Genomic DNA, 15,187 nt, shown 5'->3' with positions numbered 1-15,187 from the left:
CATGGACCCTGAGGAGACCGGCGAATGGATCGAATCCTTCGATCAGCTGGTCGAGACCCATGGCACCGAACGCGCCGAATACATCATCCGCTCTCTGCTGCAGCGGGCAGGTGCCAAGTCCATCGGCGTCCCGATGGTCACCACCACTGACTACGTCAACACCATTCCGGTGGACCAGGAGCCTGACTTTCCCGGTGACGAGGACCTCGAGCGCAAGTACCGTCGGCTGCTGCGCTGGAACGCCGCGATCATGGTGCACCGCGCCCAGCATGAGGACATCTCGGTAGGCGGGCACATCTCCAGCTACGCCGGCGTCGCCACCCTCTACGAGGTGGGGCACAACCACTTCTTCCGCGGGGCGGACCACCCCGGCGGTGGGGATCAGATCTTCTTCCAGGGACATTCCTCCCCCGGCAACTACGCCAGGGCCTTCCTGGAGGGCCGGCTGAGCGAGAAGCACCTGGACGGATTCCGGCAGGAGGTCTCCAAAGCGCCCTACGGGCTGAGCTCCTACCCGCATCCGCGGCTGATGCCGGAGTTCTGGCAGTTCCCCACAGTGTCCATGGGCCTGGGGCCGATGAACGCCATCTACCAGGCGCAGTTCAACCGGTACCTGCACCACCGAGGCATCAAGGACACCTCGGACCAGAACGTCTGGGCCTTCCTGGGCGACGGCGAGATGGACGAACCCGAGTCCCGCGGCCTGCTACAGCTGGCCGCCAATGAGAAGCTGGACAATCTGCACTTCGTGGTCAACTGCAATCTGCAGCGCCTGGACGGCCCAGTGCGGGGCAACGGCAAGATCGTCCAAGAGCTGGAGGCGTTCTTCCGCGGCGCGGGCTGGAACGTGATCAAGGTCCTCTGGGGCAGAGAGTGGGACCAGCTTCTGGAGAAGGACGACGACGGCGCCCTGGTCCAGATCATGAACGAAACGCTTGACGGCGACTACCAGACGTATAAGGCCGAGTCCGGCGAGTTCGTCCGTGAGCACTTCTTCGGCCGCTCGGCCAAGACCAAGGAGATGGTCGCCGAGATGTCCGATGATGAGATCTGGGGGCTCAAGCGCGGCGGCCATGACTACCAGAAAGTCTACGCCGCGTATAAGGCCGCCGTGGAGGCCAAGGAGAAGCCGACGGTCATCCTGGCCCAGACGGTGAAGGGCTACGGGCTCGGCCCGAGCTTCGAGGGGCGCAATGCCACCCACCAGATGAAGAAGCTCACTGTGGACGACCTCAAGCGCTTCCGCGACACCCTACGCATTCCGATCAGTGACGAGCAGATCGAAGCGGACCCCTATCAGGTGCCCTATTTCCACCCCGGAGAGGATGCCGAGGAAGTCGCCTACCTGCGGGAGCGCCGCGAGGAGCTCGGCGGCGCCCTGCCGGAGCGCCGGGTGCCTGCCAATACGCTTCAGCTGCCCGGGGAAAAGGTCTACTCCGGGGCCAAGAAGGGCTCCGGCAAGCAGAAGGCCGCCACCACGATGGCCTTCGTCCGGCTGCTCAAGGACCTCATGCGGGACAAGGAGTTCGGCCAGCGGATCGTGCCGATCGTGCCGGATGAGGCCCGCACCTTCGGCATGGACTCGTTCTTCCCCACCGCCAAGATCTACAACCCCAAGGGTCAGAACTACATCTCGGTGGACCGTGAGCTGATGCTGGCCTACAAGGAGTCGCCTCAGGGGGTGATGCTGCACCCCGGCATCAACGAAGCCGGCGCCACCGCGGCCTTCACCGCGGCCGGCACCAGCTACGCCACCCACGGCGAACCGATGGTCCCGTTCTACATCTTCTATTCGATGTTCGGATTCCAGCGCACCGGAGACTCCTTTTGGGCAGCAGCCGACCAGATGACCCGCGGGTTCATCATCGGCGCCACCGCCGGGCGCACCACGCTGACCGGTGAGGGCCTGCAGCACGCGGACGGCCACTCCCCCGTTCTTGCCGGCACCAACCCTGCGGTGAAGCACTTCGACCCGGCCTTCGGCTACGAGATCGCCCACATCATCGAGAACGGCCTCTACGAGATGTACGGCGAGCACGACGGCGACCACAACGTCATGTACTACCTCACCGTGTACAACGAGCCGGTCACCCACCTTCCCGAACCCGAGGACCTGGACGTCGAAGGCGTCAAGCGCGGCATATACAAGCTCAAGCCCGGCGAGGGCGAGGGTGAGAAGGTGCAGCTGCTGGCCTCGGGGGTCTCGGTGCCGTGGGCCCTTGAGGCTCAACAGATCCTCGCCGATGACTGGGGTGTCTGCGCTGATGTCTGGAGCGTGACCAGCTGGAACGAACTGCGCCGTCAGGCCCTGGAGGTGCAGCAGGCTGCGATGCTCGATCCCGAGCGCGAGCCCGAGGCCCCCTTCGTCACCCAGCAGCTCGAAGCGGCGGAGGGACCCATCATCGCCTCCACCGACTACACCTCGTCGGTGCCGGACCAGATCCGTCAGTTCCTGCCCCATGATTTCGCCAGTCTCGGTGCCGACGGCTTCGGGTTCTCCGACACCCGCGCCGCGGCCCGGCGGCACTTCACCATCGACTCCCACTCCATGGTGGTCCGCGCGCTCCAGATGCTGGGCAAGAACAAGAAGGCCGCCCAGGCCATCGAGAAGTATGATCTGACCAATGCCGGTGCCGGCACCTCCGGCACCGCCGGAGGAGACGCCTGAGCCGGTCCCGCGGACGGGGAAACTCCGCCACGCGCTCGGCCGTGTTTCCGCGGGCCTCCCGTCCACAGAGGGCAATCGGTAGTTTGTAGAGATTCGACAACGTAAGCTCAGTCGATATGAGTGTTGACACAGGACGGCTTCCTGAGACGGTTCGGGTCTCCGAGGAGGCCCTGGAGGTGCTGCGCAGCAATATTGGACTGCTGACCACTGAGGTGGGGCAGCACTTGGAGTCCCGGCTGAGCTGGTACAGCCAACTCTCCACCGAGGAGCGGGCCTCGCTGCGGCTGATCGCCCAGCGAGGGATAGCGGGTCTGGCCAACTGGCTGCAGGACCCTGCAGCCCGCTCACTCCCACTGGTCAATGAGCTGCTGGGACCCGCCCCCACAGACCTGATGCGCACCATCAGCCTGCAGCGCGCCCTGCAGCTGATCCGCACCATTGTGGAGGCTGTGGAGTCCAGGCTGCCAGGCCTGATGCCTGAGCAGGATCAGCCGCCCATGCTGGAAGCGGTGCTGCGCTACTCTCGCGAAGTGGCCTTCGCCATCGCAGACGTCTACGCTCGCGCCGCCGAATCCAGAGGCGCCTGGGACTCCCGTCTCGAAGCACTGCTGGTGGACGCGGTGCTCAGGGCGGAGCCGGTGGAGCAGGTCGCCTCCCGAGCTGCCGCCGTGGGCTGGCAGTCCGGCGCCGGCGTCGTCGTGGTGGTCGGTGCCGCACCTGATCAGAGCGACGCCGTGTTCCTGTCCCATCTGCGCCGGCAGTGCGTGCGCTTCGCCACCGATGCCGTGGTCGGGGTACAGGGCGACCGACTGATCCTTCTGCTGGGAGGGGTCACCAGCCTGGATGAGGGGCTGAACCGCGTGCTCCCGCACTTCGGTGAAGGCCCGGTGGTCTACTCCGAGCACGAGGGCCCCATCTCCGGAGCCTCCCGGAGTGCACAGTCGGCCTTCGCCGGGTACTCCGCCGTGCCGGCCTGGAGCCGGGCCCCCAGACCGGCAGCCGCCGAGGAGCTGCTGCCTGAACGCGCCCTGGCCGGCGACCCTCATGCGAAAGACTCACTGACCACCAGAATCTACACTCCGCTGGATGCTGCCGGTCACGGGCTGCTGGAAACGGTGGACAGCTATGTCAACGCCGGGCACTCACTGGAGGCCACCGCCCGTGAACTGTTCGTCCACACCAATACAGTGCGCTACCGGCTCAAGCGCGTCACTGAAGTCACCGGCTGGGATCCGATGGAACCACGGGACGCCTATGTGCTCCAGACTGCGCTCTCCCTGGGCCGGTTGTAGGGTATATACAAGTTCACTCCGCGGACATGGTCTCCCTGAACAGGGATGTTCACACCCGGGTAATGGAAAGGTGGAGGCTGTGCTAGCGATCGTATGCCCGGGACAGGGCTCCCAGACCCCCGGCCTGCTGACTGAGTGGCTTGAAGACCAGGAAGCCGCCGACCTCCTGGTGGAGTTCTCAGAGTATGCAGGCACAGACCTCACCGCGCACGGCACCGCCTCCGACGAAGACACCATCCGCGACACTGCCGTGGCTCAGCCGCTGATTGTCGCAGCCTCGCTGCTGTCAGCGCAGTCATTGGGCCTGACACCGCAGCGCCTGGCCGATATGGGCGACAAAGTGCTGGTCTCCGGCCACTCGGTGGGCGAGATCCCCGCGGCCACACTGGCCGGGGCGCTGAGTCCCCGTCAGGCTCTGGAGCTGATCGCGGTACGTGCCCGTGCGATGGCCGAGGCCGCGGCCGCCGCTCCCTCTGGGATGGCCGCCGTGCTCGGCGGTGTGGAGGATGAGGTGCTCGCCAGCATCGAAGCTTCCGGGCTGACCCCGGCCAATGTCAACGGGGGCGGGCAGATCGTGGCCGCCGGCGCCCAAGCCAGCATCGATCAGCTGGCAGAGAATCCTCCAACCAGGACACGGGTCATCCCGCTGAAAGTCGCGGGGGCTTTCCACACCGAATACATGGCGCCTGCCCAAGAGGTGCTCGCGGCTGCCTCCGAGTCGGTGCGAGCCGCTGACACCTCTGCGGCCCTGCTCTCCAACCGGGATGGGGCACAGGTCCATGCCGGCCCAGAGGTGCTCAGCCGGATCGTCGACCAGGTCACCCGCCCAGTTCGCTGGGATCAGTGCATGGAAGCGATGCGCACCGCCGGGGTGACCGGGGTCCTGGAACTGCTGCCCGGGGGCACGCTGAGCGGACTTGCCAAACGCGGGTTGAAAGGCACCAAGACCCTCGCGGTGAAATCACCTGCCGATCTCAGCGCCGCCGCAGACTTCATCGCCGAACACAGCGCTTGACGACCACGACCGCCTGAACACCTCCGAGCCGAAGAGACGCACAGTGACCACACCAGCGACCATCACTCTGACACCGACCACACCCGTCGACGCCACCGCAGTGCTCGGCCTGGGCATCCACCGCCCTGAGCTTCTGATCGACAACGAACAGATCTGCCAATGGATCGATTCTTCCGATGAGTGGATCCGCCAGCGCACCGGCATTGTCACCCGACACCGGGCGCCGGCGGAGGTCTCGGTGGTAGATATGGCCGAGAAAGCCGCTGCCGAAGCCCTGGAGGACGCCGGAATCGAGGGCTCTCAGGTGGACACCGTACTGGTCTCCACGGTGACCCACCCCTACCAGACGCCTTCGGCCGCGGCGGAGCTGGCGGACCGGATCGGTGCCACACCGGCAGCTGCCTACGACATCTCCGCAGCCTGCGCAGGGTACTGCTACGGCATCGCCCAGGCCGACGCGCTGGTCCGCTCCGGCCACGCCGAGCATGTCCTGGTAGTCGGCGTGGAGAAGCTCTCAGACTTCATCGACAACTATGAGCGTTCCATCAGCTTCCTACTCGGTGACGGCGCGGGCGCAGTGGTCGTCGGACCCTCCGACAGTCCGGGAATCTCCGCCTCAGTGATCGGCTCCAACGGTGAGAAGTGGACGGCGGTCTCCATGGACAACTCCCTGCTGCGGCTGCGCGATGCGCTGTTCGACGCTCAAACCACAGGCGATGCGGCAACGCTGCTGGACCGTGAGCAGAAATTCTGGCCCACCCTGCGCCAGGACGGGCAGACCGTGTTCCGCTGGGCGGTCTGGGAGATGGCCAAAGTGGCCAAGCAGGCTCTGGAGGAAGCAGGTATCGCCGCTTCGGACCTGACGGCTTTCGTTCCGCATCAGGCCAATATCCGGATCATCGACGAACTCGCCAAACAGCTGAAGCTTCCTCACCATGTCCTGGTGGGACGGGACATCGTTGATGCCGGCAACACTTCGGCGGCCTCCATCCCGCTGGCGCTGCACCGGCTGCGCGCGGAGAACCCGGAGATCTCCGGAGGCTTGGCGCTGCAGATCGGGTTCGGCGCGGGGCTGGTCTACGGGGCCCAAGTCATCCGAATCCCGTAAGTTTAGACATGCACGATTTTGCACCACACAATCCGCAACATATGAGAGGAGCCCACAGTGGCTGACAAGAATGCAATCCTCGCCGGACTCGCTGAGATCGTGGAGGAGGAGACCGGCTTGGAGACCGAAGAGGTCCAGCTGGAGAAGTCCTTCACCGAGGACCTGGACATCGACTCCATCTCCATGATGACCATTGTGGTCAACGCTGAGGAGAAGTTCGACGTCAAGATCCCCGATGAGGAGGTCAAGAATCTGACCACCGTGGGCGACGCCGTCGAGTACATCGCCAACGCCCAGGGCTAAGTTTCCAGCCCGCTGACCGACCCGCTGCCCGCGACCTTTACGAGGTAATCCCATGTCACGCCGTCTAGTCATCACCGGACTCGGTGCCACCACTCCTCTCGGGGGTGATGTGCCGAGCACCTGGGACGCCGCCTTGGCCGGGACCGCCGGCGCCAAGACCCTTCAGCAGGACTGGGTGGAGAAGTATCAGCTGCCGGTGACCTTCGCCGCAGAGGTCGCCGTGGAGCCTGCCGAGGTGCTCGCTCGTCCGGAGACCCGGCGGATGGACCGCTCGACCCAGCTCGGCATGGTCGCCGCCCGAGAAGCCTGGGCCGATGCAGGTCTCCAGGGTGCGGAGCTCGATGGGGAGCGGGTCGGTGTCAGCTTCGCCACGGGTATCGGTGGGGTCTGGACTCTGCTGGACTCCTGGGACACCCTGCGCGAAAAGGGCCCCCGCAGGGTGTTGCCGATGACTGTCCCGATGCTGATGCCCAACGGCGCTTCCGGAGCGATCAGCTTGGAGCTGGGAGCCAAAGCCGGGGCGCGCACAGCAGTATCGGCCTGTGCCTCAGGTGTGGAGGCTCTGATCATGGCCCTGGACATGCTTAGCACCGGTGATGTGGACGTGGTGATGGCCGGCGGCACCGAAGCCGCCATCCACCCACTGCCGCTGGCTGCCTTCGCCAATATGCAGGCGCTCTCCCGCCGCAATGACGACCCGGGTGCGGCCTCCCGCCCCTATGACGTGGACCGCGACGGTTTCGTCATGGGCGAAGGTGCTGGTGCGCTGGTCATCGAGACCGAAGAGCACGCCAGGGCCCGCGGTGCCACCATCTACGCCGAACTGGCCGGCGGCGCGGTCACCTCCGATGCCCACCACATCACTGCGCCTGACCCGGACGGACTCGGCGCGACCCGCGCCCTGCGCCGGGCACTGGCCTCAGCGTCAGCCTCTGTGCAGGATGTGACCCATGTCAACGCGCACGCCACCTCCACCCCGCTGGGCGATGTGCCGGAGTACACCGCCATGAAGGCCGTCTTCGGCAACCATCTCGACGAGGTGTGCGTCTCTGCCACCAAATCACAGACCGGTCACCTCTTGGGCGCCGCTGGAGCGGTCGAGTCCGTGCTGACGGTCAAGGCGCTGGCCGAGCGAAAAGCCCCGGTGACCATCAATCTGGACAATCAGGATCCGGAGATCCCGCTCGATGTGGTCGCTGGCAGCGCACGCGATCTGGACCCAGGTGAGCAGATCGGAATCTGCTCCAGCTTCGGCTTCGGCGGTCACAATGCGGTGGCCGCGTTCAGGACTGTGTAGTCCATCCCGCGGGCGGGGAAACCCCGCCACGCTCTCGGCGAGTTGGCGCTGGCCTTCACTCCTACCTGAGGCAGTCCCGGCGGCGGAAAATCAACCGACGTGGGAAAGCCAGCGGACCGGAGCTCCTTCGGCAGCATGGCGGAACGGTTCCAGTTCTTCGTCCCAGGCTTCGCCGAGCGCCAGCGAAAGCTCCTGGTACATCACGGTGGGATCCCCGGCCCCGAGCTCGTAGGCATAGCGGATGCGGTCTTCAGACACCATAATGTTCCCGGCAGTGTCGACAGTCGCGTGGAAGATGCCAAGGTCAGGGGTGTGCGACCACCGGGAGCCGTCACAGCCCGGCGTGGGCCCCTCAGTGACCTCAAAGCGCAGATGCCCCAATGAACGCAGCGCGGAGGCGAGCTTGGCACCGAGACCCTGGGCACCTTGCCAGCTCAGCTCTGTACGGTGGGTTCCGGGCGCAGCAGGCTGCTCTGTCCAGGTGAAATCAACCCGGGCATCAACAACGGACGCCACTGCCCATTCGGCATGGGGGCAGAGCGCGCTGGGTGCCGAGTGGATGTGCAGGACACCCCTGGCCACGTATTCAGACATTTCCATCCTCCACTTGTGCGTCTCGGTACGTCTTCCCCTACGACCGGGACCTGCACATCCGTGGATGGAGTTCACGACAATCTTAACAGACGGTGGAGGATATGCGCTCACGCGCGGGGATGGGCCTGGGCATAGGCCTTGGTCAGGCGGTCCACAGAGATATGCGTATAGACCTGCGTAGTGGACAGGGAGGAATGTCCCAGCATCTCTTGAACGGCTCGCAGGTCTGCGCCGCCGTCGAGCAGATGTGTGGCTGCGGTGTGTCTGAGCGCATGCGGGCCCCTGGCCGAGGTGGTGCCGAGTGCTGACAGAGCCTCATCGACCACTCTGCGCACCACGCGAACATCGATGCGTGACCCGCGTTGGCCCAGGAACAGGGCGACGCCGCTGGTGGGACCTACCAGCGCAGCCCGGGACTGCTGGACCCATCTCTCTAGGGCGCGCCGCGCAGGATTGCCGAACGGAACCATCCGTTCCTTTCGGCCCTTGCCGAGCACTCGGAGCATTCTGCGCTCTGTGACCACCGCGTCGAGGTTCAGGCCGACCAGCTCAGAGACGCGGATGCCTGTGGCATAGAGCAGCTCGATCATCGCCTCATCCCGGACGGCCACCGCCCACCCCACCGGGTCTTGGTCCTGTATCCGCGCGTAGGCTTCGCGCATGGCTCGAACAGAGTCGGTGAGCTCCTCGACATGTCCAGCCTGCAGCACATCAGGCAGGTGAGTACCCCGTGGCGCAGATCTGAGACGCACTGCGGGGTCTTCCTTCAGGTGACCGCGCTGGTAGGCCCAGGCGGTGAAGGCGCGGACCGAGGCTGTCTTGCGGTTCAGCGTGTTGCGGGACAGCCCGGCTGAGTGCACGTCGGCCAACCAGGTGCGCAGGACCGTCAGCCGGAGGTTCTGCAGTCCCCCGCAGTGCTCGCTGAGCTGAGAGAGATCACTGGTGTATCCGCGCACCGTGTGACCGGATAGCCGCCGCTCATCACGCAGATGAGCAGCGAACTGCTCGATCAAGGGGTCACCGCCTATCTCTGCCATACCGGCAGTCTAGGCCCGGCTGGCTATGCTTTGGTGGAGGCCCGCGCCCAGCTGCCGCCGTCAGCCCTGGCAAGGTGCCTTCGGTGAAGCCGGGTGAGGCCGCTGAGGACCTGCGGGACGGGCAGCCCTGCAACTTCGGAGAGCTTGCCCACTGGGGTGAACCTACGGACCGGAAGTGCGTCATAGATCCTGCGCTCCAGATCGCTGAGTCCGTCAACTTCTAACCTCGGATTCTCGGCCTGAGCAGGACCAGGCAGCATCGGGTGATCGATCTCCTGGCGCACCGTGTCCGCCACCTCATCGGCGACCAGCTGCATCACCTCAGCAGCGTCGGTGACCAGCTGTGCCGGGGTCTGCCGCAGCAGCTGATGACAGCCGGTGGAGCTGGCAGAGTAGATGCTCCCTGGCACCGCTCCAACGGGCCGGCCGATCTCCAAAGCATGATGGGCGGTGGCGAGCGCCCCGGAGCGCGCCCGAGCCTCCACCACCACGGTGGCTGCGCTCAGCGCCGCGATGATCCTATTGCGCTGCAGGAACCGGTGCCGAGTGGGAGCCGATCCTGGTGCCATTTCGCTCAGGATCATTCCGGCTTCCATCACCTGCTTCAGAAGACGTTCGTTCCCGGCGGGGTAGAGTCGGTCTACCCCACCTGCCAGGATGGCCAGCGTCGACGCCTCCGCTTCCTGCCCTGATGCGAGGGCACCACGGTGGGCGGCGGCGTCGACCCCGTATGCGCCCCCGGAGACCACACAGACGCCGTGTGCGGCCAGTTCGCTCGCCGTCTCCCAAGCAGCTCTGCCGCCGTAGTCCGTCATCTCCCGGGAACCGACCAGTGCGATGCTGCGGCCTGGACGCGGCAGACGGAGTGCGGCTTCTTCATAGGGCTCCTTGTCCTGCGCCGCCACGCGGAACCACACGGCAATCGGCTCAGCGGCACCGAGATCATGCAACGGCTCCGGCCAGACCTGGTCCTCGGGCACGATGACTCCGCCACCTCTGCGGTACAGGGCGTCGAGCATCATGGGTCCGCCCAGCTGGGACAGACGAGTCCTCCACCGGTCGAGGGCATCAGCCAGGTTTCGCTGCCGGGGACCCAGCCCGGCGGCCTCTGCCGCCTCGCCCACGGTCTGCTGCTGGGCGTGTGTGGCCCGTTGTCCGGAGCGGATCAGGTGCTCTGCCTGCTGAACGCCCAGCGAACGGATGGTCACCGTCCCGAGCAGATCCCCCGGCTCAATCAGACGGCACAGAGCCGCCCGAGACTCGCGGATATCCTTCTGCGCCCAGACTTGTCCTCCGGCCATATCAGCTCACTCCCTATCTGCTCGTCCCGACCAGGCGCAGCTGCATCGCCGCATCAATCTCGTCCTCATCCGGATGGTCTTTGTGGAAGATGTCTGACAGAGTCCATGCCAGGCGCAGCACCCTGACATAGCCCCGCAAGGAGAGCTGAGCACGGTCCAGCGCCGTGTCCAGGGCTCTCAGGCAGGATCTGGGAAGCCGAAGCTCGTTGGCAAGCAGATGCAGCGGGACCTGAGAGTTCAGGCGCAGTCCGTAGGGGGCCAGTCGATCGGCCTGCTGAGCCCGGGCCTGTTGCACCCGCTGGGCTACTGTCGCGGAGCCTTCACCCGTCTCGGCCGGTGCCAGCTCAGCTGAGTGTGGGCGCTCCACCTGGATCTGTAGGTCGATGCGGTCCAGCAGCGGTCCAGAGAGTCTGCTGAGGTAGTTTCGCCGCTGTGCGACCGAGCAGCTGCACTGGGAGCCGTCCTTCACGTTCATACCGCACGGGCAGGGGTTTGCAGCCAGCACCAGCTGGAAGTCAGCCGGATAGGTGACGTGCCCGGCTGAGCGGTGCAGAGTGATGGTGGCAGTTTCCAGCGGCTGACGCAGAGAGTCGAGCACGTTGCGTTGGAACTCAGGGGCCTCGTCCAGAAAGAGCACGCCCAGATGCGCCCGGGTGACTGCCCCGGGAGCAGGGACTCTGCTGCCTCCGCCGAGGATCGATGCGGCTGTGGCGCTGTGATGCGGGGACTCAAAAGGACGGCGGCGCTGCAGGCGCGTTACGCTGGTGGCGCCGGAACTGATCGAGGAGATGGCTGTGGCAGCCATGGCCTCCTGCTCATCCAGCAGGGGCAGTATCGAGGGCAGCCGTTCGGCCAGCATGGTCTTCCCCGCTCCCGGGGCACCGATGAGCATCATGTGGTGTCCGCCTGCAGCAGCCACCTCCAGGGTGAACCGCGCGTGGAGCTGGCCACGCACCTCAGCCAAGTCTCTGCTCTCTGGCGGGTCGGGGGCGTCGTCGTGATGCGCCAGGCCTCCGGTGAGGCGCTGAAGCCCCTGAACATGGCTGATGGGCGCTTCGCCGGCTTTGGCAGTCCGGAAGTGGGCCGCCACCTGCAGTACGTGGTCGGCCGCCAGCACCTGAACCCCGGGCACCAGCGCGGCCTCGGCGGCATTCAGTGAGGACACGACTACGGTGCCCACCCCGGCTTCGGCTGCTGCGGCCACCGCCGGCAGCACCCCTTTGACCGGCCGGAGTCTGCCGTCAAGTCCCAGCTCAGCGAGAAAGACCACCTCGGAGGTGCCCTCCACCTGTCCATCCGCTGCCCAGGCACTCATCAGGATTGCCAGATCGAGACCGGAGCCGGACTTGGGCAGGGAGGCGGGAAAGAGGTTGACGGTCAGTCTGCGCCGCGGAAGCTCGACCCCGGCGTTCTTCGCCGCTGACCGCACGCGGTCCTGGCTTTCACGCAGCGCCGCATCGGGCAGTCCGAGCAGGACAAAGGCCGGCAGAGTCTGGCCAATGTCGGCCTCGACCTCAATCATCCGGCCCTCCATTCCGATCAGCACCACTGAGCGTGCCCTGCCCATACTCATGACAGGTCCTTGAGGTGTTCCAGCACTGCTTCAGGCTCTGTACTGCGATGATTGCGCTGCAGAATCACCGCCACCGCGTCGATCCGCCGCCTGGTGAGCCGCATACGGTGCTCCGCGGCATATTCATTGAGCAGCCGTCGCAGACGCAGCAGCTTCTGCTCGGTGATCGCTTCGAAAGGATGACCGTAGCCGATGCCGCGGCGGGTCTTGACCTCCACCGCCACCAGCTCACGCCCGTCCACCGTGATCAGATCCAACTCACCTGCCCTGGTCCGCCAGCGCCGCTCCAGTATGCGGTGGCCCTGCTGCACAAGATGCTCGGCAGCCTTTTCCTCGCCCAGCAGCCCGGTCCGGTCCTTGGCCCGCATGGTGCTCCTCTCCGCTGTCCGTGATGAGCACCAGCATGGGCCCAGCAGGCGCGGTTGCGTCAGGAGAATGAGTATCCTGTGGAGAGCCCGGCGTGTTGCAGGGGTTCTTGCCGAGGATGGGGAAAACCCCACCGGCCAGACCAAGACCCGCCGCTCGGCAGCCTCCTACGACCGCGCTTTGACCCGCTTCCTGCCGGAACTGTCGTCACAACCTGTCATCGCAAAGGGCCACCGAACCTCAGCGGGAAAACAGCGGGACTGCTTTAGCTGTGAAGGCGAGCGCCAGTTGGCCGAGGGGAGCCGCGACGTCAGGGACCCGTAGAAACGCGCTGGCGTTTGTGCGGGCCACGTCGGGGACTGAGCGGGTCCCTGACCTGGCCCACACAAGCACTCCGCGTTCGTATGAGTCCCAGAGATCAGGGGTCCGCCTGCCCGCCAGCGGGACCACTTCAGGCGCGAAGGCCAGCGTCAGCTGGCCGAGAGCTGAGCTGGCTCTGCCCGCCAGCGGGACCAGCTCAGAGACCGGGCAGTGGCTCCGACCCCAGATTCCAGGACCTGCGGTGATACGGGCTGGGTCCGGAGGAACGGATCGCCTCCCGGTGGGCCGCGGAGCCGTATCCTTTGTTGGAGTCCCAGCCGAATTCCGGATGCTCGCCGGCCAGCTGGATCATCAGCGAGTCGCGCTCCACCTTCGCCAGCACTGAGGCGCAGGCCACACTGAGCGCCATGGTGTCCGCCTTGGCCATGGTCCGCACCGGAATGCCCGCCCGCAGCCAGTCGTGCACACCGTCCAGCAGCACAAGGTCTACCCCGGGGCTCCCAGCCGCTGCCAACTGCCCCTGGACCGCCTCCAGCCCGGACCTCCCGGCCGCCCCCATGGCCGCGGTAATCCCCACAGCATCGATCTGCTCGGCAGGCGAGTGCTGGACGCTGAAAGCCCTGACCTGTTCGCAGATGGCAGGCTGCCACCTCCTGCGCGCCTGCGCGGAGAGCAGCTTGGAGTCCCGCACACCCTCCAGCGGCGGCCATACGCCGGTGGTGGGGGAAAGCTCCTCATCACCGAGCATGGTCAGATCGATGACGACGACGCCCACTGTCACCGGACCGGCCAAAGCGCCCCGGCCTACCTCGTCGATACCAGCGATACGCCGGGCGCCGGTTTCAGCCGCCAGCGCCAATTCAGGCAGCAGGGTGGCGTTGGCAGCTGGGCTCATTCGGAGTCGGGCACCTGCTCGAAGGGCTCCCGGTCTGTTCCTCCCCCGCCCCACCGGTCTATCGGCCAGACGATGCTCAGGGTCCGGCCGATGATGTCCTCCTCCGGCACTGCACCCTGGTCAGGTTCGTCCACGTGGGACCGGGAGTCGGCGGAGGCAGAGCGGTGGTCTCCCAGCAGCCAGACGTGGTCTTCGGGCACAGTCACCTCGAAACCGGCCGTGGAGGGCTCATTTCCTGGGTAGAGATAGGGCTCTTCAACTGGTTGGCCGTTGACCGTGATGAGTCCTGACTCGTCGCAGCACTCCACCTGGTCACCGCCGAGGCCGACCACGCGTTTGACCACGTAGTGGCTGGAGGTGTCCGGCGCCAGGCCGATGAAGATCAGGGCTTCCTGCACTGCGTTGGTCTCCGGGGTGGGGCCTCCCCACCAGTTGCGGGTGTCCTCGAAGACCACCACATCGCCGCGTTGGACGTCCATCACACCTGGTGCCAGCAGATTGACCACTATCCGATCGTTGACCTCCAGGGTGGGCTGCATCGACTCTGAGGGGATGTAGAAGGCCCGCAGGAAGAAGGTCTTGATGATGAAGGAGATCACGATCGCCAGCCCGACGATCACGATCAGCTCGATGAGGAAGGACACCGCCCAGTGCCGCTTCCGCTTCGGGGCCTGCTCCGGGTCGGAGGCGGCTGCCTGATCCTGTGCAGCGTTCACTGCCTGCCTCCTTGAAGTTCGCGCCGCTCCGCCCAAGGCCAGAGGACGGAGGTGGCCTGACCGATGATGCGGTCCTGGCTGATCATACCGCCGCCGGGGGCACCGAGCAGATCCCGGGAGTCCACGGAGTCGTCCCGGTTGTCCCCCATCACCCAGATCCGGCCCTCGGGCACTAACGCTTCGAAGCCGAGTTCAGAGGCTGGATTCTCCGCGCTGGGCGGCGCGGCCAGGTACGGCTCCTCATCGGGTTCACCGTTGACGCTGAGCCGTCCGGTCTCATCGCAGCAGACCACCAGGTCACCATCAGCGCCGATGACTCGCTTGACATAGACATCCGGTGCGGTGCCCAGCCCGAGCCACTGGCCCAAGGTCTCGACGCTTCTGGAGAGGCTGGGGCCGCCCTGATACGGGCTGAAAGACCCTTCGCCGTCGAAGACGACGATGTCACCTCGCTGCACACCGTCGCTTCCCGGGTAGTCCTTGGCCACCACAATGCGTTCCCCGTCGCGCAGGGTCGGATCCATGGAGTTCTGGTCCACCGCGTAGATGTCCACCGCGAAGAGACGCACCAGAGTGCTCACCAGCACTCCCAGCACCACCACGACGCCCCCCGCCAGCAGCCACCGCTTCATACGCCCGCCATCGGAACTTTAGGCATGACGGCCGCGGCCTCCGCACGCGACCGAAAGGCGGCACCATAT

14 protein-coding genes are annotated in these 15,187 nt (G+C 65.8%); 6 read left to right on the top strand and 8 right to left on the bottom strand.

Annotated features, from left to right (window positions below; all coding sequences use genetic code 11):
* The first annotated feature begins 1 nt into the window (after window position 1).
* The 6 genes from aceE (at window position 2) to fabF (ending at window position 7,683) form a co-directional block, all read left to right on the top strand.
* The gene (gene aceE / locus DVO78_RS09985) at window positions 2–2,668 is read left to right on the top strand and encodes a pyruvate dehydrogenase (acetyl-transferring), homodimeric type (protein WP_120004925.1); all 2,667 of its coding nucleotides are present in this window, start codon (window positions 2–4) and stop codon (window positions 2,666–2,668) included.
* Window positions 2,669–2,784: 116 nt separating this feature from the next.
* Window positions 2,785–3,960 carry a PucR family transcriptional regulator gene (locus DVO78_RS09980; RefSeq protein WP_120004739.1) on the top strand — a complete coding sequence of 392 codons (1,176 nt, stop codon included), beginning with the start codon at window positions 2,785–2,787 and terminating at the stop codon, window positions 3,958–3,960.
* A gap of 79 nt (window positions 3,961–4,039) precedes the next feature.
* Window positions 4,040–4,975, top strand: a complete 936-nt coding sequence (locus DVO78_RS09975) for an ACP S-malonyltransferase (RefSeq protein ID WP_162301586.1) — start codon at window positions 4,040–4,042, stop codon at window positions 4,973–4,975.
* 43 nt (window positions 4,976–5,018) lie between these two features.
* Window positions 5,019–6,083: a beta-ketoacyl-ACP synthase III gene (locus DVO78_RS09970; protein ID WP_238385244.1), complete on the top strand. Its 1,065-nt coding sequence runs from the start codon at window positions 5,019–5,021 to the stop codon at window positions 6,081–6,083.
* A gap of 57 nt (window positions 6,084–6,140) precedes the next feature.
* Window positions 6,141–6,386, top strand: a complete 246-nt coding sequence (locus DVO78_RS09965) for an acyl carrier protein (protein ID WP_120004737.1) — start codon at window positions 6,141–6,143, stop codon at window positions 6,384–6,386.
* Window positions 6,387–6,438: 52 nt separating this feature from the next.
* Complete coding sequence (fabF, locus tag DVO78_RS09960) at window positions 6,439–7,683, top strand: beta-ketoacyl-ACP synthase II (RefSeq protein ID WP_120004735.1); 1,245 nt, start codon at window positions 6,439–6,441, stop codon at window positions 7,681–7,683.
* A gap of 90 nt (window positions 7,684–7,773) precedes the next feature.
* On the opposite strand, the gene DVO78_RS09955 is transcribed toward fabF, so the two are convergent.
* The 8 genes from DVO78_RS09955 to lepB (DVO78_RS09915) form a co-directional block, all read right to left on the bottom strand.
* A complete protein-coding gene (locus tag DVO78_RS09955; protein ID WP_120004733.1) occupies window positions 7,774–8,277 on the bottom strand; it encodes a DUF3145 domain-containing protein in 504 nt (167 codons plus the stop codon).
* 107 nt (window positions 8,278–8,384) lie between these two features.
* A complete protein-coding gene (locus DVO78_RS09950; RefSeq protein WP_120004731.1) occupies window positions 8,385–9,314 on the bottom strand; it encodes a tyrosine recombinase XerC in 930 nt (309 codons plus the stop codon).
* A gap of 23 nt (window positions 9,315–9,337) precedes the next feature.
* On the bottom strand, window positions 9,338–10,615 hold the full coding sequence (locus tag DVO78_RS09945) for a DNA-processing protein DprA (protein WP_120004729.1): 1,278 nt from the start codon (window positions 10,613–10,615) through the stop codon (window positions 9,338–9,340).
* Between the two features lie 13 nt (window positions 10,616–10,628).
* Window positions 10,629–12,188 carry a YifB family Mg chelatase-like AAA ATPase gene (locus DVO78_RS09940; RefSeq protein WP_120004726.1) on the bottom strand — a complete coding sequence of 520 codons (1,560 nt, stop codon included), beginning with the start codon at window positions 12,186–12,188 and terminating at the stop codon, window positions 10,629–10,631.
* Window positions 12,185–12,556 carry a YraN family protein gene (locus tag DVO78_RS09935; RefSeq protein WP_120004724.1) on the bottom strand — a complete coding sequence of 124 codons (372 nt, stop codon included), beginning with the start codon at window positions 12,554–12,556 and terminating at the stop codon, window positions 12,185–12,187. The genes DVO78_RS09940 and DVO78_RS09935 overlap by 4 nt, the downstream gene beginning before the upstream one ends.
* Window positions 12,557–13,071: 515 nt before the next feature.
* Window positions 13,072–13,770: a ribonuclease HII gene (locus tag DVO78_RS09925; RefSeq protein ID WP_120004720.1), complete on the bottom strand. Its 699-nt coding sequence runs from the start codon at window positions 13,768–13,770 to the stop codon at window positions 13,072–13,074.
* Window positions 13,767–14,486, bottom strand: a complete 720-nt coding sequence (gene lepB, locus DVO78_RS09920; protein WP_238385243.1) for a signal peptidase I — start codon at window positions 14,484–14,486, stop codon at window positions 13,767–13,769. The genes DVO78_RS09925 and lepB (DVO78_RS09920) overlap by 4 nt, the downstream gene beginning before the upstream one ends.
* Window positions 14,483–15,118, bottom strand: coding sequence for a signal peptidase I (gene lepB / locus DVO78_RS09915; RefSeq protein WP_120004717.1), 636 nt, complete (start codon window positions 15,116–15,118; stop codon window positions 14,483–14,485). The genes lepB (DVO78_RS09920) and lepB (DVO78_RS09915) overlap by 4 nt, the downstream gene beginning before the upstream one ends.
* Between the last annotated feature and the right edge of the window lie 69 nt (window positions 15,119–15,187).

Source organism: Nesterenkonia muleiensis (assembly GCF_003600155.1).
GTDB lineage: Bacteria > Actinomycetota > Actinomycetes > Actinomycetales > Micrococcaceae > Nesterenkonia > Nesterenkonia muleiensis.
Note: the sequence above shows the minus strand (reverse complement) of the source record. Positions and strands in the feature narration are given on the sequence as shown.